The 19685-nt window shown below is 70.0% G+C and carries 14 protein-coding genes and 1 riboswitch; of the genes, 9 read left to right on the top strand and 5 right to left on the bottom strand.

The genetic code is table 11. The features are described 5' to 3' along the window. Positions 1-29 precede the first annotated feature (29 nt). Positions 30-142, bottom strand: a riboswitch (SAM riboswitch). 389 nt (positions 143-531) lie between these two features. Continuing rightward, positions 532-3276, top strand: coding sequence for a DNA translocase FtsK (locus tag EVU97_RS01585; protein WP_205744845.1), 2745 nt, complete (start codon positions 532-534; stop codon positions 3274-3276). 89 nt (positions 3277-3365) lie between these two features. Here EVU97_RS01585 and EVU97_RS01590 read toward each other — a convergent pair whose 3' ends face one another. Continuing rightward, positions 3366-5000, bottom strand: coding sequence for a MauE/DoxX family redox-associated membrane protein (locus tag EVU97_RS01590; protein ID WP_165357831.1), 1635 nt, complete (start codon positions 4998-5000; stop codon positions 3366-3368). Between the two features lie 69 nt (positions 5001-5069). On the opposite strand from EVU97_RS01590, the gene rimO reads away from it, so the two are divergent. From rimO to EVU97_RS01610, 4 genes are all read left to right on the top strand, one after another. After that, a complete protein-coding gene (rimO, locus tag EVU97_RS01595) occupies positions 5070-6536 on the top strand; it encodes a 30S ribosomal protein S12 methylthiotransferase RimO (RefSeq protein WP_129662944.1) in 1467 nt (488 codons plus the stop codon). 5 nt (positions 6537-6541) lie between these two features. After that, positions 6542-7165, top strand: coding sequence for a CDP-diacylglycerol--glycerol-3-phosphate 3-phosphatidyltransferase (gene pgsA, locus EVU97_RS01600; protein ID WP_129662946.1), 624 nt, complete (start codon positions 6542-6544; stop codon positions 7163-7165). Continuing rightward, the gene (locus EVU97_RS01605; protein WP_129662948.1) at positions 7162-7689 is read left to right on the top strand and encodes a CinA family protein; all 528 of its coding nucleotides are present in this window, start codon (positions 7162-7164) and stop codon (positions 7687-7689) included. Before pgsA ends, EVU97_RS01605 begins: the two co-directional genes overlap by 4 nt. 90 nt (positions 7690-7779) lie before the next feature. After that, positions 7780-8073, top strand: a complete 294-nt coding sequence (locus EVU97_RS01610) for a helix-turn-helix domain-containing protein (protein ID WP_047311399.1) — start codon at positions 7780-7782, stop codon at positions 8071-8073. 76 nt (positions 8074-8149) lie between these two features. Here the strand turns inward: EVU97_RS01610 and EVU97_RS01615 are convergent, their stop codons facing one another. The 3 genes from EVU97_RS01615 to EVU97_RS01625 all read right to left on the bottom strand — a co-directional run bounded on the left by EVU97_RS01615 (position 8150) and on the right by EVU97_RS01625 (position 14620). Then, on the bottom strand, positions 8150-13099 hold the full coding sequence (locus tag EVU97_RS01615) for a DEAD/DEAH box helicase (RefSeq protein WP_129662950.1): 4950 nt from the start codon (positions 13097-13099) through the stop codon (positions 8150-8152). A gap of 82 nt (positions 13100-13181) precedes the next feature. After that, entirely contained in the window at positions 13182-13733 is a 552-nt protein-coding gene (locus tag EVU97_RS01620; protein WP_129663232.1) for a carboxymuconolactone decarboxylase family protein, read from the bottom strand. Further along, the gene (locus EVU97_RS01625) at positions 13730-14620 is read right to left on the bottom strand and encodes an SDR family NAD(P)-dependent oxidoreductase (RefSeq protein WP_129662952.1); all 891 of its coding nucleotides are present in this window, start codon (positions 14618-14620) and stop codon (positions 13730-13732) included. The genes EVU97_RS01620 and EVU97_RS01625 overlap by 4 nt, the downstream gene beginning before the upstream one ends. A gap of 111 nt (positions 14621-14731) precedes the next feature. Between EVU97_RS01625 and EVU97_RS15080 the strand changes: the two genes are divergently transcribed. The 4 genes from EVU97_RS15080 to miaB all read left to right on the top strand — a co-directional run bounded on the left by EVU97_RS15080 (position 14732) and on the right by miaB (position 18721). Beyond that, complete coding sequence (locus EVU97_RS15080) at positions 14732-14965, top strand: DUF3046 domain-containing protein (RefSeq protein WP_182434682.1); 234 nt, start codon at positions 14732-14734, stop codon at positions 14963-14965. A gap of 284 nt (positions 14966-15249) precedes the next feature. Beyond that, the gene (recA, locus tag EVU97_RS01635; protein ID WP_370448511.1) at positions 15250-16302 is read left to right on the top strand and encodes a recombinase RecA; all 1053 of its coding nucleotides are present in this window, start codon (positions 15250-15252) and stop codon (positions 16300-16302) included. A gap of 52 nt (positions 16303-16354) precedes the next feature. After that, entirely contained in the window at positions 16355-17176 is an 822-nt protein-coding gene (locus EVU97_RS01640) for a regulatory protein RecX (protein ID WP_129662958.1), read from the top strand. 12 nt (positions 17177-17188) lie between these two features. Further along, the gene (gene miaB / locus EVU97_RS01645) at positions 17189-18721 is read left to right on the top strand and encodes a tRNA (N6-isopentenyl adenosine(37)-C2)-methylthiotransferase MiaB (protein WP_129662960.1); all 1533 of its coding nucleotides are present in this window, start codon (positions 17189-17191) and stop codon (positions 18719-18721) included. Positions 18722-18750: 29 nt separating this feature from the next. Here miaB and EVU97_RS01650 read toward each other — a convergent pair whose 3' ends face one another. After that, positions 18751-19659 (bottom strand): LysR family transcriptional regulator, encoded by a 909-nt coding sequence (locus EVU97_RS01650; protein ID WP_165357832.1) that lies wholly within the window; start codon positions 19657-19659, stop codon positions 18751-18753. Between the last annotated feature and the right edge of the window lie 26 nt (positions 19660-19685).

A 19685-nucleotide genomic window follows, 5' to 3' on the forward strand; every position in this document is an offset into this window, starting at 1 on the left:
CAGGGGTCCGCCCGACGAGAAGCGTCGCGAACCCGCGCTTGCTGCGTGCGGTCGCACGCAGCCAGGTCGTCACCCGGAGCACCCCACCGCGGTGGAGGGTTGCCGTCCAGCAAGCCGGGGCTGTGCGCTGGAACTCGTGACCGAGCAACACCTTGACATGCGACTCCTCGTACCGTCCACGAATGTGCCCGAGGTCGCCCGGATGGTGAGATGCGACTCGCTGTTCACGCCGCCCCTCGGGGCCGACAGATCGTCGTGCGGTCCCCGGCGTGGGGCCGAAGAACTGCGCCCCTTCTCCCGTAATCTGGCCGGGTGGCGACACGGAAAACACCCCCGAACGACAGCGTTCTCGTAGCGAAGAAGAGTGCCCCGAACAGTCGGAGCACCACCTCCTCGCGCGCCCGCACCACCCCGGCGAAGAACGCGCCCCGCAAGCAGGCGCCCTCCAAGAGCGCGCCCGGCAAGGGGCGCGGTTCGAGCTCGGCTCAGCAGGGCCCGTCGGCCTCCAGCCGTGCTGCTCGTGGCGCCTGGATGGGGGTTTCCCACGTCGCCGGCGGCACCGTGCGTCGTGTCGGCGCCAGCGCTGCCGAACTCGAGCCGGAGCACCGTCGCGACGGCATCGGCTTCTTCCTCCTCGCCCTCGGCATCGTTGTCGCGGCGCGCGAGTGGTGGAACCTGCCCGGCATGTTCGGTGACATCGTCCACGCCGTCGCCGCGGGAACGTTCGGCGTCATCGCCTACGTCCTGCCTGTCGTGTTCATCGGCATGGGTCTACACATGTTCCGCCACCCGCGCGGCCACCAGCCCACCCACCGCATGTCGATCGGTCTCGGCATCCTCGCCCTCGGCTCCACCGGTATCGCTCACCTCGTCGGCGGACGCCCGGCCGCGGGTGACGTCGACGCCGTGCGTGACGCCGGCGGAGTGCTCGGCGTCATCTCCGGTGGCCCGCTGGCCGCAGGCCTGACGCTCTGGGGCGCCGGCGTCATCCTCGGCCTCGTGTCGTTCTTCGGTTTCCTCGTGCTGACGCGCACGCCGGTCAACCGCATCCCTCAGCGTCTGCGTGAGGTTGAGGCCACGATCTTCGGTGGTCACGCTCCGACCGAGGAGCGCGACTACGCCCAGCGCGACGCCGTCGCCGACGACCTGCACGGCGCCGACATCGGCAACCGTGCGCGCGGCGGAGCACCCCGCCGCGCCGCCGACGTGCACCACGGCGACGAGCCGTACGAGCAGGCAGCAGAGGTCGTCGGCCGCGGTCCGCGCGGTCGCGGGCGTGGCTCGCGCAAGCCCCTCGGTCGTCAGCGCGGCGAGCAGCAGATCTACGACATCGACACGATCGAAGGCGGCGACCCGGCGGACGGCTCCGCCGACGAGGGCGAGCGCGCCACGTCGGCCGGCGCGGCAGCTCTGGCTCGGGCCCGCGGCTCGCGTGCGACCACGTCACGCCCGGCCACCACGGACGAGGCCGACACCGCCGCCGTCGAGACGGCCGGTGGCTCCAAGCAGCGTCCGGGCGAATCGCCCAAGGCCGCCGCAGCCCGCCAGGAGACGGCGCAGCGCCCGGCCGCCGAGGTGCCTCAACGTCAGGTCGAGGCTCAGCCGACGGAGCAGCTCCCACAGCGCGTCGAGCAGCTCGCCCTCGCCGGCGACATCACGTACACGCTGCCCGAGTCGACCCTCCTCGAGGAGGGCACGCCGCCCAAGGAGCGTTCGGCCGCGAACGACCGCGTCGTCGACGCGCTCACCGAGGTGCTCGACCAGTTCGGCATCGACGCCGTCGTCTCCGGTTTCACCCGCGGCCCGACGGTCACGCGTTACGAGGTCGAGCTCGGCCCCGGCGTCAAGGTCGACCGCGTCACGGGTCTGAGCAAGAACATCGCCTACGCCGTGGCCAGCGCCGACGTGCGCATCCTGTCGCCCATCCCGGGCAAGAAGGCCATCGGTATCGAGATCCCGAACGCCGACAAGGAACTTGTCAGCCTCGGTGACGTGCTGCGCAGCCAGGCGGCCCGCAACAATCACCACCCGATGGTCATGGGTGTCGGTAAGGACGTCGAGGGTGGCTACGTCGTGGCCAACCTCGCGAAGATGCCGCACATGCTCGTCGCCGGTGCCACCGGTGCCGGTAAGTCGAGCTTCGTCAACTCGATGATCACCTCACTCCTCATGCGGGCCACGCCCGAAGAGGTGCGCATGGTGCTCGTCGACCCCAAGCGCGTCGAGCTGACGGCGTACGAGGGCATCCCGCACCTCATCACGCCGATCATCACGAACCCGAAGAAGGCCGCCGAGGCTCTCGACTGGGTCGTGCGCGAGATGGACGCGCGCTACGACGACCTCGCCGCGTTCGGATACAAGCACATCGACGAGTTCAACAAGGCCGTGCGTGCGGGCAAGGTGACCCTCCCGCCGGACAGCAAGCGCAAGCTCGCGCCGTACCCGTACCTCCTCGTCGTCGTCGACGAGTTGGCGGACCTCATGCTCGTCGCGCCGCGTGACGTCGAGGCCTCGATCCAGCGCATCACGCAGCTCGCGCGTGCCGCCGGTATCCACCTCATCCTCGCGACGCAGCGCCCGTCGGTCGATGTCGTCACCGGCATCATCAAGGCCAACGTGCCGTCGCGTCTGGCGTTCGCGACGTCGTCGCTCGCCGACAGCCGCGTCGTGCTCGACCAGCCCGGCGCCGAGAAGCTCCTCGGTCAGGGTGACGCGCTCTTCCTGCCGATGGGCGCGAGCAAGCCGATGCGTGTGCAGGGCGCGTGGGTCAACGAGTCGGAGATCCACGGCGTCGTCGCGCACGTCAAGGCTCAGCTCGCGCCCAACTACCGCGAGGACGTTCAGCAGACGGCGCCCAAGAAGGAGAACGACGAGGACATCGGTGACGACCTCGACGTGTTGCTGCAGGCGGCCGAGCTCGTCATCACGACGCAGTTCGGTTCGACCTCGATGCTGCAGCGCAAGCTGCGCGTCGGCTTCGCCAAGGCCGGTCGCCTCATGGACCTGCTCGAGTCGCGTGCGATCGTCGGCCCCTCGGAGGGCTCCAAGGCCCGCGACGTGCTCGTCAAGCCCGACGACCTCCCCATGACGCTCGCGCTGCTCAAGGGCGAGGACGTTCCGGACGATGCCGTGGCCAGCGGCGCCGACGGCGGTCCGGTCGACCTCGTCGCCCAGGCGCAGGGCGATCTCGACGAACCGGGCGAGCAGTACTACGACGGTCACGACGGCGGCGACGGCTCCGAGGACGCCTGGGAACTGACGCAGAACGGCCGCTGACGGAGAACACAGGCAACGACGACGGCGCCGCACCCGATAGGTGCGGCGCCGTCGTTCTGTCTGCTTCGCGGGGCGTGGCCCGTCTCGCCTCAGACCGGCGTGCCGTCAGCTTGGTCGTCACCGGCGTCCTCGGGGCGCACCGCCCTGACCTCGCCTATGATCGCCTCCATCGTTGCCGTGATGTCGACCTGGCCGCTCACCGGGCCGGCGAGGAGGTGCTCGTCGGGACCGATGGCGAACAGCGATGGCGTGCCGAGGCGCATCATCGTCGCGACGGCGCGCGGCTCGTCGATGAGCGCGCGGTTCGGTTCGATGCCGTACGGCGCCAGCCGCTCGACCTCGGCCTCGTGGCCGACGATGCAGAAGATGGGAACGCCGCGCAGCGAGGCCTGCCACGTGGCGACGGAGTTCAGTACCTCCTTGCACGACCCGCATCCGGTGCTGACGTAGAGCAACACGGTCGGCCCGGCCCGGCCGATGTCCAAGAGCGAGACCTTCGTGCCGGTGCCGTCGGTGAACAGCGCGTAGGGCGTCGGGCGTGTGACGTACTCGTCGTCTTCGACGACGTCTTGGGTCTCGGCCACACCGGTGTCGGTCACCGGGAGGTCGGCAGCGTCGTCGACGGCGGGAGCGGGGGATGACTGGACCACGGGAGCCGGTGTCGCGAGGGCTGGCGGCGTCTCGAGGGACGTCTGCGTCACAGACGCGTCGGGAGCGTCCTCAGCGGCCGCGTCGTCATCGGCCGCAGGCTGTTCGACGGCCGACAGTTCTTCGCTGATCTCGTCGAGGAGCTCCAGGACGTTGCCCTTGCTGCTCACCGGACCGCCGGCGAGCATTCCGTCGGCGCCCAGCAGGACGGCGGTCGGGTTGCCGCCTGCGAACAGGCGGCCGATCTCGAAGGACGGGTCGAACATCACGTCGAAGTCGCCTTCGTCCTGCAGTCCGGTGGGTTCGTCCGGGTCGCCGCTCAGCACGATAACGGTGCGCAGGTTCTCGTGCTTGTGCTGCCACGTACGGGCCCGCTCGATCACGGGGAGGCACGAACCGCAGTGCGGCGAGACGAGGAGCAGGAGGACAGGGTTGCTGTAGGCCATCTCGCGCAGGGTGACGCCGGCGTCCTCGCGGGTGCGCAGCACGGCGTAGGGGATGGGTTGACGCACATAGTCGTCGCCCGCGTCGCTGGGCGCAGACGCTTCCTGCCCGCCGCGGTGGCCCGCGATGAGCCACGTGAGCACGATGCCGACGAGCACGGCGAGGAGCCAGGCCCAGGCCTCGCCGTCGAAGTCGGCGAACCGCGACACGACGCTGCGCCCGCGTGTCGCGTCGTAGAGCGTGACGAGCGCCAGGGCGACGAGCACCGCGTTGCGCACGGCGGTGAAACGGTCGACCGTCCCGAGACCCAGCTTGCCGAAGCACGAGCAGTTCACCGGCTCGTCGAAGCCCAGAGCTCGCACGATGACGACGAGGTACGCGACGAACACCGCGAGCGCGACGAGGGCGACGACGACGGCGAGCGCTCCTGACGTCACGAGAAGTGCCAGCGCGAGCATTAGTTCCGCGAACGGCAGCAGCGTGGGTGCCTTCAGCCGAGTCAGCGCGCTGGGAAGACGCAGGCTGACAAACGCTTCACCGACCGTCTCGCGGTCCACGAGCTTGGCCACCCCCGAGGCTGCGAGTACGAGCGACAGGAGCAACGGAGCAGTGGTCAGTGGCGCGTCATACACAGCGCTCAGCATAGGTGGCACCCCGCGCGTCGTCGGGCGCGGTGACGGTGCGCCACTACACTCGGTGCCATGACTTCCGCCCCCTCACGAAGCGTCGCCGTCGTCACCCTCGGGTGCGCACGGAACGAGGTCGACTCCGAGGAACTGGCCGGTCGCCTCTCGGCCGAGGGCTGGACCCTCGTCGACGACGCCGCTCAGGCCGACGTCGCCGTCGTGAACACGTGTGGCTTCGTCGAGCAGGCGAAGAAGGACTCCATCGACGCTCTCCTCGAGGCGAACGACCTCAAGGATTCGGGCCGCACGCAGGCCGTCGTCGCCGTCGGCTGCCTCGCCGAGCGTTACGGCAACCAGCTCGCGGAGCAGCTTCCCGAGGCGGACGCCGTGCTCGGCTTCGACTCCTACTCCGACATGAGCTCCCACCTCACTGCCGTGCTCAACGGCCACAAGCCGGAGGCCCACACGCCAGGGGACCGTCGTAAGTTACTGCCGATCTCGCCGGCCAAGCGTCAGGAGGGAGCCTCCGGCCTCGCGCTGCCTGGCCACGGCGACGCTCCGACGCTCGAGCCCTCCGACGTGGAAGTCGCCTCGCCCGTCAGTACGCCGCGCGTCATCCGCGCCCGCCTCGACGGTCGCCCGTGGGCCCCGCTCAAAATCGCGAGCGGTTGCGACCGACGGTGCGCGTTCTGCGCCATCCCGGCCTTCCGCGGCGCGTTCCTGTCCCGCCGTCCCTCCGACGTTCTCGCCGAAGCGCGTTGGCTCGCGGAGCACGACGTCAAGGAGGTCTTCCTCGTCTCGGAGAACTCGACGTCGTACGGCAAGGACCTCGGCGACCTGCGTCTGCTCGACACCATGCTTCCCGAACTCACCGCCATCGACGGCATCGAGCGTGTGCGTGTGTCGTACCTGCAGCCTGCGGAAATCCGACCCGACCTGCTCGACGTCATGGCGAACACGCCCGGCGTCGCGCCGTACTACGACATCTCCTTCCAGCACGCCTCCGGGCCGCTCCTGCGCACGATGCGCCGCTTCGGTGACCGCGAGTCGTTCCTCACGCTCCTCGACGACGTGCGCCGCCGCACGCCGAACGCCGGCATCCGCTCGAACGTCATCGTCGGCTTCCCCGGCGAGACCGAGAAGGATCTCGAGGAACTCGAGCAGTTCCTCGTCGCCGCGCGTCTCGACGTCGTCGGTGTCTTCGGTTACTCCGACGAGGACGGCACCGAGGCCGAGAGCTACGCGGACAAGCTACCCACGGACGAGATCGAAGCCCGCCTCGAGCACTTCCGTACGCTCACCGAGGAACTCAACCTCCAGCGAGCCGAGGAGCGCGTCGGAGAACGCCTCGACGTCCTCGTCGAGGCGGAGGACGAGGACGGCGAACTGCGCTTCGTCGGCCGCGCCGGACAGCAGGGCCCCGACGTCGACGGCGTCACCTACGTCGAGACGAGCGACGAGCGCCCCCTCGCCACCGGCGACATGGTGAGCGTCGAGGTCGTCGCCACCGAAGGCATCGACCTCGTCGCCGAGGTGCGGTGAAGCGGATGAGCGATCACGAGACCGAGACGCCCACCGCGGCGCGCAAGCCCGTCAGCACCTGGAACCTCGCGAACGTTCTCACGATGGGCCGTATCGCCCTCGTACCGTTCTTCGCCTGGTTCCTGCTCGCCGACGGCGGTGAGAACACCACCTACCGCATCATCGCGTTCGTCCTGTTCGTCGTCGCCTCGATCACCGACCGCATCGACGGCCAGATCGCCCGATCCCGCGGCCTCGAGACCGAGTTCGGCAAGCTCATGGACCCGATCGCCGACAAGGCGCTCATGGGCATGGCCTTCATCGGGCTGTCGATCATCGACGTGCTGCCGTGGTGGGCCACGATCGTCGTGCTCGCCCGCGAGCTCGCCATCACCGCGCTGCGCTTCGTCGTCATCCGTCACGGCGTGATGCCCGCGAGTCACGGCGGCAAGCTGAAGACAGCCCTGCAGGCGCTCGCCGCCGGGCTCTTCGTCCTGCCGCTTCCGGACTGGGGCCACATCGGGGCATGGGTCGTCATGGCGGCCGCCATCGTCGTCACCGTCGCGACAGGCATCGACTACTTCTTCCGCGCCGCCAAGCTGCGACGTGAGAGCGCCCGGACGGCGCGGGCGCGCTCGACGCAGTCATGAGCGAGCAGGACCGACGCGCCGTGACCGAGAACGACTCGGCCGATCTCGCGACGCGTCTCGTCGAGCAGCTGCGTGACCGTGGCCTGACGATCGCCACGGCCGAGTCCCTCACCGCCGGCCTCGTGAGCGCGGGTATCGCCGACGTTCCCGGCGCCAGCGCCGTGCTGCGCGGGGGAGCCGCGACCTACGCGACGCCCACCAAGGCCGCGGTGCTCGGCGTCGATGCGGACCTGCTGCGTGAGCGCGGTGCTGTCGACGCCGACGTCGCTCTCGAGATGGCTCACGGTGCCGTACGCCTCTTCGCGGCAGACCTCGCCGTGGCCACCACTGGCGTCGCAGGACCCGCCATCCAGGACGGCCAGGACGTCGGAACCTGTTACGTCGCCGTCGCGTTCTCCGGGGAATCTTCGGGTGAGCGAGGGCGTTGCCATGTCGACAGGTTTCAGTTCGTGGGGGATCGCGCCGAGATCCGTCGGGCAGCCGCCTGGGCGGCCTGGCAGATGGCGCTCGACCACACGCGGTGAACACCCGTTGGGGTTGTCACCCCTCAGCGCTATGTTGGAACCTGACATCGCCAATCGCGCGCACCGATGCGCCGTCGCCAGGAGGAAAGCATGATCTTGCTTCGCGAACAGCTCGGTGACGTGCTGCGCCAGCAGCGCCGCGCACAGGGGCGCACCCTGCGCGAGGTTTCGAAGACGGCCCGCATCTCGCTCGGATACCTCAGCGAGATCGAGCGCGGCGAGAAGGAAGCCTCCTCGGAGCTGCTCGCTGCGGTTTGCGAGGCTCTCGAGCTGCCCATGTCCGAGACGCTGTCGCTCGTCGCCGCGAGCGTTCAGGCCGCGGAGAAGGCCAGCGCCCCCGTCGTGCTGCACCCGCAGCGTGACGCGGTGGCCCGCGCCGCCTGACGCATCACGCCAGGACGAGGCCCGTCACCCGCTTCGAGCGGGTGGCGGGCCTTCGTCATGCTCGGACCGCGGAACGTCAGCGGCGTTTGCGGATGCCCTGGGGTGAGGAATGGAAGCCCGCCTCCAGCAGCGCCGCGACGAGGGGAGCCTCGTTGCCGAGGGCGGTGAGGCCGTTGACCGTGCGCACGGTGAGCGACGAGAGCGCACCACGCGTCACGAGGTCGGCGAGGGCGTGGGCTACGGGTGCCCAGGCGGCGTCGTCAGCCGGCCACGTGAGGGCGGTTCGACCGCCACGTTCGAGATAGGTGACGAGCTCGCCGTCGGCGATGACGACGAGGGCACCCGCCTTACGGCCAGGACGATGCCCGGCGTGAGCATCCTGGGCGGCCGGCCACGGCAGGGCCGCGCCGAACGGGTTGGCGGGATCGCAGGCAGCGAGCACGAGGATCTCCGGTTCGCGTCGACCCCACGGATCGGGCTCGGGCGCTCGCGTGGCACGCAGCGAGTCGACGGCGACGGCGGCACCGAACTGGGACGCCCCGAGGCCCTCGACGAAGTAACCGCGGCGCACGAGGCCACGCTCCTCGGCGCCGGCGAGCACCCGGTAGACGGCGGAGAACCCGCCGGGTATTTCTTCGTCCACGACGGCGCCGCGCGTGACGACCCCGTGTCGGACGAGCAGGAGTTCAGCAGCCATGAACGTGCGCTCGGTGAGGTCGTCGTGGGCCTCCGGCAGGAGCCGCCACCGGCCCGCGCCGTGCGCCGGTCCACGACCCGTCGCGAGACCGGCGGCGCTCGGTCGCGAGCGGGTGGAGAGCGACGGGCCACGCAGGCGCGCGTACCGAGAACCGCGGTTACTCGGAACCCGCGGCTTGTGGGCACTGGTGCCGCCGCTGAGCAGGGCCCGAACCGGCGCGAAGGTGTCACCGCTCGCGGCGCCCTCCCACACGAGTTGCCAGAGGGCTGTCGCGACGGCGGTGTCATCGTGTGATCCGAGAGCTCCCGCGATGTCACGGAACAGGTGACTTCCGCCGCGGGCGAGGACGTCGCGCACCGAGCGCGACGTGACGCGCTGCGCAGCGACAGCGGTCTCGTGGCTCGTGGTGGTGTCAGTGTCGGTGGTGTGCGCTTCGGTGTGATCGGTGGTCTCGTCGTGGGCGCGCGACGCAGGAGCGTGAGCATCGACTGAATCGCCGGCCGGTGCGTCGCCGGCGCCCGACCGAAGCGTCAACGGTGCCGAGTCGGGCGTGTGGAAACTGATCCATCCGTCGTCGGCCGAGATACTGCCGTGGCCCTGCCAGAGCAGTTCACCAGAGGCGAGCAGTTCGTCGAGGTCGGCGGGCCGGTAGCCGCGAACTCGTGCGGGCAGGACGAGGCTCTCGATCGCGGACGCCGGCATGGGCACACCGAGCAGGGGTTCGAGCGCGGCCAGCACGCCGTCGGCACCGCGCAACGTGTCGCCAACCTGCTGCCAGCGGGGCAGGAACCGGGCGTACTGCGCGGCGGACACCGGTTCGATCTCGGCGCGAAGAGCCGCGAGGGACAGCCGACGCAGGGAACGCAGGACGGCGTTGTCGCAGTATTCGCCGGAGACGTCGCCGCCGCCCAGCGCGTCGGGCAGCAGGGCGCCGTGCGTGAGGCGTCCGGCTCGTGTGAGGCGCGTGAGGGCGTTTGCGACGACGGACACCCCGAGGGCGAAGGCCTCGGCCGCCTGCTGCGCCGTGAACGGTGCGTGGCACGCGGCGTACCGCGTGAGCAGATCGTCGAGGGGCGTGTCGCCGGGCTCGAGGAAGGCCTGTGGGACGCCGGGCGGCAGGGCGACTCCGAGTGCGTCGCGCAAGCGAGCTGCGTCCTCGACGGCTGCGAGCCTCGTCCGAGAGCCCCACCGAACCTCGATGGCGCGGCGCTCACCGACGAGGGCGTTCCACCAGGCACGGCACTCGTCGGAACTCAGATTCGGGGCGGCATCGCTGTCCGGTGAGGCATCAGGTTCCCCGGGATCCCGGCTCCCGGAATCATCGTCAGCGGAGTCGTGACGCCCCGAGCGCGCAACGATCTCGTCGAGCGTCAACGGGCCGAGGGTGCGCAATGCGTCCGCGAGGTCTTCCGCGTGACGCATCCCGCGGCTCGGATCGAGCAGTTGCAGTCGGCGTTCGTGGCGACGGACGACGTCGGGGTCGAGCAGTTCCGCGATCGACAGGCCACCGGCCGAGCCGAGCAGGTCGGCGAGCAACTCCGGGTCGAGGGACAGCGCGGCGGCGCGGCGTTCGGCGAGCGGCGAGTCGCCCTCGTAGAGGAACTGGGCCACGTAGCTGAACAGCATGGCCTTGGCGTACGGACTGGGTGACGTCGTCTCGGTGTGCACCACCTGGATGGCGCGGCGCTCCACCGAGCGCATGAGCTCGACGAGGCCCGGCACGTCGTAGACGTCCTGGAGGACCTCGCGCACGGCCTCGAGCACGATGGGAAAGCTCGGATAGTCGCTCGCCACCTCGAGGAGCTGGGCGGCCCGCTGGCGTTGCTGCCACAGCGCCTGGCGGCGTCCCGGGTTCTGACGCGGGAGCAGAAGCGCCCGGGCGGCGCACTCCCGGAAGCGGGAGGCGAACAGCGCGGTGCCGCCCACCTCGTCGGTGACGCGGGCGGTGATCTCGTCGGGGTCGAGCACGATCGCTTCGAGCAAGGCCGCCGTGAGGGTGTCGTCGTCGCCCTCGGTGTCGAGCAGCCGGAAGACGAGACCGTCATCGGTGTGCATGGCCTGGACGTCGGCGCCGAAGCGTTCGCGCATCCGCGCGCCCACGACGAGGGCCCACGGCGCGTGGATGGCTGCGCCGAACGGGGAGTGGACGACGACCCGCCAGTCGCCCATCTCGTCGCGGAAGCGTTCGACGACGATGGTGCGGTCGCTGGGAAGGCGTCCGGTCGACTCCTGCTGCTCGCGCAGGTACGTGACGAGGTTGCGGGAGGCGAGGTCGTCGAGACCGACGGCGCGAGCCCGGGCGGTGGCTGCGGCGTCGTCGAGGTCGCCGAGTTCGCGGGCGAACGCACCGATGGCTCGTCCCAGTTCAAGCGGACGACCGAGGGAGTCGCCCTTCCAGAACGGCAGGCGCGCCGCCTGACCCGGAGCCGGCGTCACGAGCACCTGGTCGCGCGTGATGTCCTCGATGCGCCACGTGCTCGTGCCGAGCGTGAAGACGTCGCCGACGCGGCTCTCGTAGACCATCTCCTCGTCGAGCTCACCGACGCGACGGCCGGGGCCGTCACCGCCCGCGAGGAAGACTCCGTACAGCCCACGGTCGGGAATCGTGCCGCCGGACGTGACCGCGAGACGTTGGGCGCCCGGGCGTGAGCGCAGGACGTCGTCGGTGCGATCCCACACGATGCGTGCGCGCAGCTCGCGGAACGAGTCGCTCGGGTAGAGGCCGGACAGCATGTCGAGGACGGAGTCGAGCACCCCGGAGGTGAGCGAGGCGAACGGCGCGCTGCGCTGCATGAGCGCGAGCAGATCGGCGCGGGGGACGTCGTCCATCGCCACCATGGCGACGACCTGCTGGGCGAGGACGTCGAGGGGGTTGCTCGGCACCCGGAGAGGCTCGATCTCACCCGAGCGCATGCGCTCGACCACGACGGCTGCCGAGAGGAGGTCGCCACGGTACTTCGGGAAGAGCACACCGTGGCTCGTCGCACCCACCTGGTGGCCCGCGCGTCCGATGCGCTGCAGGCCGCTCGCCACGCTCGGCGGCGACTCCACCTGGACGACGAGGTCGATGGCGCCCATGTCGATGCCGAGTTCCAGCGAACTCGTGGCGACGACGGCCGGCAGGCGCCCGGCCTTGAGTTCGGTCTCGATGTCGGCGCGCACGTCCTTGCTCACGGAGCCGTGGTGCGCGCGGGCCAGGACCGCCGGAGCGCCTCGGCTCGTGCCGGCCCCACCGATGAGTTGGGCGGCCGGCTTGCTCGCCCGGGCGTCGTACCCGTGCATGAACTCCCCGGAATCAGCGTCGGCTTCCGGCTCGTGCGCGTCTGCGGGGTCACCGGGGCCCTCGGATTCCCCTGCGCTCGTGGCACGCTCGGCCTCGGCCGCCTCGAGGCGTTCGCTCCAGATCTCGTTGAGTCTCGCCGTGAGGCGTTCGGCGAGGCGCCGAGAGTTGGCGAACACCAGTGTCGAGGTGTGCGAGGCCACGAGGTCGACGATGCGCTCCTCCACGTGAGGCCAGATGGAGGCCGTCGCTTCGGGCGCGTGATCGTCGTACGAGGCCTCGGCGTCCGGTGTGGGCGTCGTCGCGAGGTCGGCCATGTCCTCCACGGGCACGACGACGTCGAGCTCCCAGTTCTTCGTGCTGGGCGGCTGCACCGTCGTGACCGGGCGGCCGCCCGCGAGGAAGCGCTCCACCTCGCTCACCGGGCTGACCGTCGCCGACAACCCGATGCGCTGCGCCGGAGAGTCGAGCAACGCATCGAGCCGCTCGAGCGTCACGGCGAGGTGCGCTCCGCGTTTGGTGCCGGCGACGGCGTGGATCTCGTCGACGATGACGTACTCGACGCCCCGCAGGCGCTCGCGGGCGCTACTCGTGAGGAGGAGGAACAGCGATTCCGGCGTCGTGATGAGAACGTCCGCCGAGCGCGACGCGAACGCGCGGCGCTCCGCCGGCGTCGTGTCGCCCGAGCGGACGGCGACGCCGAGATCCGGCTCCTCGAGGCCGAGGCGCGTGCTGGCGTGCCTGATGCCGACGAGCGGTGAGCGCAGGTTGCGCTCCACGTCGACGGCGAGGGCCTTCATCGGCGAGACGTAGAGCACTCGGCAGCGACGGTCGACGTCGTCGGGGCGTGGCGTGCTCGCGAGCCGATCGAGCGCCCAGAGGAACGCACTGAGGGTTTTGCCCGAACCGGTCGGGGCGACGACGAGCGTGTGCCGACCTTCACTGATGGATTCCCACGCGCCCTCCTGCGCGGGAGTGGGCTCGCCGAACGTTCCCGTGAACCACTCACGCGTGGCAGGGGAGAAGCGCTCGACGACGGAACTGCTCATGACGGCAGCCTCCCACGAGCCGCCGACAACCCCGTCGTCGCGGTGTTTACCCGAAGCGCCACCGGCGTCGGTGGGCTCTCAATCACGCCGTGCGTCGGGGCGCATCCGGTTCGACGCGCAGCACACGCAGCGTCGTGGCGAGCATGACGTAGTGGTTGGTGAGCTGGACGAGTTCGATGGCCTCGCGCTCACTGAGCTGACCGCGCACTCGCTGCCAGGTCGCGTCGGTGAGGTCACCCGTGCGGGCCACCTCGTCCGCGGCTGCGAGCACTGTGAGTTCCCGCTCGCTCCACAGCGCCGGGCTGAGGTCGCCCGTGTCGTTGGCGTCGTCGACCTGGGCCGCGTTCAAGCCCGCGCGCTCGCCGAGGTGACGGTGGTGGGCGCTCTCGTAGGCGCACCCAGTGACGGCCGCGACGCGCAGGATGACCGACTCGCTCTCGCGCCGCGTCAGCGTGCCGAAGGGCATGAGTGAACCGGCGAACGCGAGCCACCCCCAGAACTGCCGCCGTCCCCGCCCGAGCGTCGTGATGAAGGCCGGTGGCTCGGTTCCTGTGACCCGACCCGCGATCCGCGAGCCCAGCCAGGCGACGGCTCCGATCTCGCGACGGCCGCCGGGTGCGATGCGCGCCGTCATCGTGCGTGCTCCCCGTGACGTGCGCTCGGCCTGCCGTCGGGCTGCGGAGTCGTCCACGGGGCGTCCTCGCTGCGGGCCAGCTCGAGGGCTTCGCGCAGGTTGGGAAAGCCCCGCAACTCGACGGCACGCTGGGCCAAATGACGCAGCGGGACGACAGGGCGCACCCACGCCGGGGCGCAGACGGTGCGAGAACGGCGGGCGATACCGCGTTCGATGCGGTCGACGGCCTGGGGCAGGGAGCCGAGGCCACTCAACGTGCCCCGGGACCCGAGCAGGGCGTGCGCTGCTCCCGTGTCGAACCCGCGGGAGGTCATCTCTGTGTCGAGTTCGGCGAAGTAGGCGACGCCGACGCGGGCTCCGTCGGGGCGCAGTTCGATGCGTAGGGTGTCGCCGACCGCCTCGACGGCCGCCTTCGACGCCGAGTATGCACCGAGCAACGGTAGGTGCACCGCCGCCGCGAGCGAGGACGTCATGAGGAGGTAGCCGCCGAGGTGCGCCACGTGTCGCGCGGCCGCGCGGGCCGTGTAGTACGCGCCGAGGGTGTTGACCTCGAGCATGCGCTCCATGACACTCGGGTCGCCGCCCGTCATCGGCAGTTGCCGTGCGATGCCGGCGTTCGCGACGACGACGTCGAGGCCGCCGAAGTCGGCTGCGACGCGATCGACGACCTCGTCGACGGCGTCACGGTCGCTGACATCGAGTGCGTACGAAGGGCTGTCGGCGGCCGAAGCAGCCGCTTCGAGCGCGTCGGGCTCGATACCGGTGAAGGCGACACGTGCGCCGTGGGAGGCGAGTTGCGTGGCCAGCGCGGCTCCGATGCCACGTGCAGCGCCGGTGACGAGCACTCGGGTTCCGGGGCGGACATGGGCGGGCGTACGTTCCAGCATGTTCTCCACCCTGGCACGCAGGGACGTGGCGCGTCCGCGGAGTCGGGGAGGTCGGCCGTCAGGCAAAGCGCTCGTTTGGCGAACCGAGTGCGGGCGGGAGAGTCTGGGGGAGTGCGTGAGAGTGAGTTCAATCGTCTGATGCTCGGCGAGTTCGGTGATGCCTACGGCCCGATGGTCGCTTCGAGCCACGTGCTCACCGACCTCGGCGGGCGCACCGCGAACGAGGCGCTCGCCGAGGGGGTACCCGCGCGCCGCGTGTGGGAGGCCGTGTGCGACGCCTTCGAGGTGCCGGAGTCGCGCCGTCTGGGTGAGGATCTCCCCATCGTCGAGCGCCCCTTCGAGTAGCCGGGACGCCTCCCGCCACGCCACGCTGCACGTGATCGAACGCGTGTTCTAACTTTCGTGTATCGTCATCCACAGATGCGACGCCGGGGAACCCCCGTCCACAACGTGCGTGGGCTGCCATTGCGGGGTTGTCGGTGTTCGCCTCTAGCGTCTGATTCGACACCAGGTCACCCGCACGTGGACCGAGGGCTCGATCGTCTGTAGGCGCGCTCATCCACGATTCGACGAAGGAGAACGCCATGGCCAAGTCCCAGGCTCCCACCACTTCCCCAGGCGGCGACAAGATGAAGTCGCTCGACACCGTGATGGCTCAGATCGAGAAGGCTCACGGCAAGGGCTCGATCATGCGCCTCGGTGAGGACGTGCGCCCGCCCATCGAGGTCATCCCGACCAGCTCGATCGCGCTCGACGTCGCGCTCGGTATCGGCGGTCTTCCGCGTGGTCGTGTCGTGGAGATCTACGGCCCGGAATCGTCCGGTAAGACGACCGTCGCGCTGCACGCCGTGGCCAACGCCCAGAAGTCCGGCGGCATCGCCGCCTTCATCGACGCCGAGCACGCGCTCGACCCGGAGTACGCCCGCAAGCTGGGCGTCGACACCGACTCGCTCCTCGTCAGCCAGCCCGACACCGGTGAGCAGGCGCTCGAGATCGCCGACATGCTCATCCGCTCCGGTTCGCTCGACATCATCGTCATCGACTCGGTCGCCGCACTCGTGCCCCGCGCCGAGATCGAGGGCGAGATGGGCGACAGCCACGTCGGTCTGCAGGCGCGCCTCATGTCCCAGGCACTGCGCAAGATCACGGGTGCGCTCAACTCCACCGGCACGACGGCGATCTTCATCAACCAGCTGCGCGAGAAGATCGGTGTCATGTTCGGCTCCCCGGAGACGACCACCGGTGGTAAGGCGCTCAAGTTCTACGCCTCGGTTCGCATCGACGTGCGCCGCATCGAAACGCTCAAGGACGGTTCGGAGCCCGTGGGTAACCGCACCCGCGCCAAGATCGTCAAGAACAAGGTCGCTCCGCCGTTCAAGCAGGCCGAGTTCGACATCCTCTACGGCCAGGGCATCTCCCGTGAGGGTGGTCTCATCGACATGGGTGTCGAGCAGGGCTTCGTGCGCAAGTCCGGTGCTTGGTACACGTACGAAGGAGACCAGCTCGGTCAGGGCAAGGAGAACGCCCGCAACTTCCTCAAGGACAACCCGCAGCTCACCGACGAGCTCGAGCTGAAGATCAAGCGGAAGCTGGGCATCCTCGTCGACCCGGACGCCGAGGACACGGCAGGCGTTCTCGATCCGGATGCGCCGATCGACGCCGAGGTTGCGGTCGACTTCTGATCGACGCCGGCGCGCGACCGGTAACCCGGCGCGCGCCGACTCGTGCACGCGCATGAACCACCGACCTGACGACGTCGGGCAGTCTCTGGGGCTGCCCGACTTCATCGACCCCTCCGACGTCGTCGAGGCGAGCTTCGACGCATCGACCACCTGGGGTGAGGCGCGCCCGAGCCCGGCATCGGGTGGTTTCGAGCCTCGCGATGACGAACCGTCGTCTTCGGCCGGCTGGCGAGGCTCCTCGTGTTCGTCCTTCGGCGAGGGCGCGCGGTCGGCGGGCCGTGGCGCCAAGGGCAAGGGGCGTAAGAAGAAGCAGCTCACGTGGGCCGAGAAGGCCGAGCGCCGGGAGAAGCGGGCGCAGAAGCGCCGCGAGGAGGAGGCGGCCGAGCGCGAGAAGGATCCGCTGGGGTTTGCTCGCGAGATCGTTCTGCGTCAGCTCACGGCCGCCCCGAAGAGTCGAGCGCAGCTCGCGGACAAACTGCGCGAGAAGGAGGTCGACGACGACGTGGCGGAAGCCGTGCTCGACCGCATGGAGGACGTGAAGCTCGTCGACGACGAGGCCTACGCGGGCATGCTCGTGCGTTCACAGGTCGCCTCCCGCGGACTGGCGCGCAAGGCGCTCGCGCAGGAGCTCAAGCGCAAGGGCATCACCCCCGAGGTGGCCGAGGGCGCCCTCGAACAGGTCGACGACGACGCCGAGCGCGCCGTCGCCCTCCAACTCGCGCGCAAGAAGATGACAACGATGTCGCGCCTCGACGAACAGACGCAGACGAGGCGTCTCGCCGGGCTCCTCGCCCGCAAGGGATATCCGCCTTCGCTCGTGTGGTCGGTCATCAAGGAAATCCAGGGTTCGGCCGCACCCGACGAGGCGCACTAGAATCGATGGGCCATGGCTAAGACGTATGAGGTGCGCACCCACGGGTGCCAGATGAATGTCCACGACTCCGAGCGCATCTCGGGGCTGCTCGAGCAGGCCGGGTACACCGACTTCGCTGCGGTGCCCGACACCGAGCGCCCGGAGAACCCCGACCTCGTCGTGTTCAACACGTGCGCGGTGCGTGAGAACGCCTCGAACAAGCTGTACGGCAACCTCGGCCACCTGCGCCCGGTCAAGGACAAGACGCCGGGCATGCAGATCGCCGTCGGTGGTTGCCTCGCGCAGAAGGACCGTTCCGACATCGTCAGCCGCGCCCCCTGGGTCGACGTCGTCTTCGGAACGCACAACGTCGGCTCCCTGCCGGTGCTGCTCGAGCGCGCGCGCCACAACGCCGAGGCGCAGGTCGAGATCCTCGAATCCCTCGAGGTCTTCCCCTCGACGCTGCCGACGCGCCGTGACTCTGCCTACTCGGGCTGGGTCTCCATCTCGGTGGGCTGCAACAACACCTGCACGTTCTGCATCGTGCCCGCGCTGCGCGGCAAGGAGAAGGACCGCCGACCCGGCGAGATCCTCAACGAGGTCAAGGCACTCGTCGACCAGGGCGTCGTCGAGATCACCCTGCTCGGCCAGAACGTCAACACCTACGGCGTGGAGTTCGGCGACCGCCAGGCCTTCAGCAAGCTGCTGCGCGCCTGCGGTGAGATCGAAGGCCTCGAGCGGGTCCGGTTCACGAGTCCGCACCCGGCCGCCTTCACCGACGACGTCATTGAGGCCATGGCCGAGACGCCGAACGTCATGCCGAGCCTGCACATGCCCCTGCAGTCGGGCAGTGACAAGGTGCTCAAGGACATGCGTCGCAGCTACCGCAGCAAGAAGTTCCTCGGCATCATCGACAAGGTGCGCGAGCGCATGCCCGACGCTGCCATCACCACCGACATCATCGTCGGCTTCCCCGGCGAGACGGAGGAGGACTTCCAGGGCACGCTCGACGTCGTCGAGAAGTCGCGCTTCAGCTCCGCGTTCACGTTCCAGTACTCCATTCGCCCCGGCACCCCGGCGGCCACGATGGACGGCCAGATCCCCAAGGAAGTCGTGCAGGAGCGCTTCGAGCGCCTCATCGAGCTCCAGGAGCGCGTCTCCTGGGCGGGCAACCGTGAGCAGGAGGGCCGCACGGTCGAGGTGCTCGTCGCCCCGGCCGAGGGCCGCAAGGACGCCGAGACCAACCGCATGTCGGGCCGTGCCCGCGACAACCGTCTCGTCCACTTCGCCGTTCCCGAAGGAGCCGAGCGCCCTCGCCCGGGCGACATGGTGACGGTCGAGGTCACCTACGGTGCGCCGCACCACCTCGTCGCGGACTCCGGTCTCGACGGGGGCACGTACGACGTGCGTCGCACTCGCGGCGGCGACGCCTGGCAGGCTCTGCAGGACGCGGCCTCAGCGGGAACGCCGGCCGGCGCGGCCAAGCCCGCCGTCGCGCTCGGCATGCCGTCGATCGGCAAGCCCGATACCCCGGCGCCGAGCGCCCCCGCCTGCGGCATCGGCTGACGCCGCTCCTCATCCCACGCCACGCGCCCCTACTGCCCGAAAGGTAGTGGGGGCGCTTCCGCGTCGGCGAGCGAACGTGCCACGGCGGGGAGCACCCGATCGGCGGCGCGCACGATGCCGATCTCGCGCGTGAGTGCCGGGTCGCACAGAGTCACGAGGCGCACACCGTCCGCGCCTGATCGACGCTGTTCGCGGGGGAGCAGGGCTACGCCCAGCCCCGCTTCGACGAGCCCGCGCACCGTACCCAACTCCTGGCACTCGGTCCCCAGACGCGGGCGGAATCCGGCCTCGGCGCAGGCCTCGTCGAGCACGCGTCGCATGCCGTAGTGAGCCGGCATGGTGACGAAGGTTTCCTCGGCTGCGTCGCGTAGCGTCACTTCCCCGCGTGAGGCCAACGGGTGGTCTTCGGGAACGGCCAGGGCGATGGGCTGCTGGATGAGCGAGCGCCACTGGAGGCCTTCCTCCACGCGCGGCTTCGGAGAGACGATCCCGACGTCGAGGTCGCCCTCGCGCACGAGGCGACAGATCGTCTCGGCGGCGTCCTGCACGAGTTGGAAGCGTGCGTGCGGGTGACTCCGACGCACGTGGCCCAGCAGGTGGGGCACGAGCCAGGGGCCGAAACTGTGGAGGAAGCCGAGGCGCAGTTCGTCGTCGCCCCCGTGCATCTCGGCGATGCGCGCGCGGGCGACGGCCATCGTGAAGTCCGCGCGGCGGGCCGCGTCGACGTAGATGCGTCCGGCGTCGTTGAGGCGCAGCCGCCGCCCCGGTCGATCGAACAACGACGCTCCGAGCGCTGATTCGAGCGTCGCAAGCCTCCGGGAGAGGGTCGGCTGGGTCGTCCCGAGCATCGCCGCGGCATCGGTGACGTTCTCCACCTCGGCCAGGGTCACGATCCAGTTGTGACCTGAGAGAACCTCCGGATCCTGCTCATGCGTCATGTGCATCAGTGTGGCATTGAGAACGT

Origin of the sequence: Dermacoccus sp. 147Ba, from assembly GCF_004151355.1 — a bacterium.
In the GTDB taxonomy this organism is placed as follows: domain Bacteria; phylum Actinomycetota; class Actinomycetes; order Actinomycetales; family Dermatophilaceae; genus Dermacoccus; species Dermacoccus abyssi.

Coding starts and splice junctions, on each gene's coding strand:
- EVU97_RS01585 (WP_205744845.1), top strand. CDS start 532: ATGGGGGTTTCCCACGTCGCCGGCGGCACCGTGCGTCGTGTCGGCGCC.
- rimO (WP_129662944.1), top strand. CDS start 5,070: ATGACTTCCGCCCCCTCACGAAGCGTCGCCGTCGTCACCCTCGGGTGC.
- pgsA (WP_129662946.1), top strand. CDS start 6,542: ATGAGCGATCACGAGACCGAGACGCCCACCGCGGCGCGCAAGCCCGTC.
- EVU97_RS01605 (WP_129662948.1), top strand. CDS start 7,162: ATGAGCGAGCAGGACCGACGCGCCGTGACCGAGAACGACTCGGCCGAT.
- EVU97_RS01610 (WP_047311399.1), top strand. CDS start 7,780: ATGATCTTGCTTCGCGAACAGCTCGGTGACGTGCTGCGCCAGCAGCGC.
- EVU97_RS01615 (WP_129662950.1), bottom strand. CDS start 13,099: ATGAGCAGTTCCGTCGTCGAGCGCTTCTCCCCTGCCACGCGTGAGTGG.
- EVU97_RS01620 (WP_129663232.1), bottom strand. CDS start 13,733: ATGACGGCGCGCATCGCACCCGGCGGCCGTCGCGAGATCGGAGCCGTC.
- EVU97_RS01625 (WP_129662952.1), bottom strand. CDS start 14,620: ATGCTGGAACGTACGCCCGCCCATGTCCGCCCCGGAACCCGAGTGCTC.
- recA (WP_370448511.1), top strand. CDS start 15,250: ATGAAGTCGCTCGACACCGTGATGGCTCAGATCGAGAAGGCTCACGGC.
- EVU97_RS01640 (WP_129662958.1), top strand. CDS start 16,355: ATGAACCACCGACCTGACGACGTCGGGCAGTCTCTGGGGCTGCCCGAC.
- miaB (WP_129662960.1), top strand. CDS start 17,189: ATGGCTAAGACGTATGAGGTGCGCACCCACGGGTGCCAGATGAATGTC.
- EVU97_RS01650 (WP_165357832.1), bottom strand. CDS start 19,659: ATGACGCATGAGCAGGATCCGGAGGTTCTCTCAGGTCACAACTGGATC.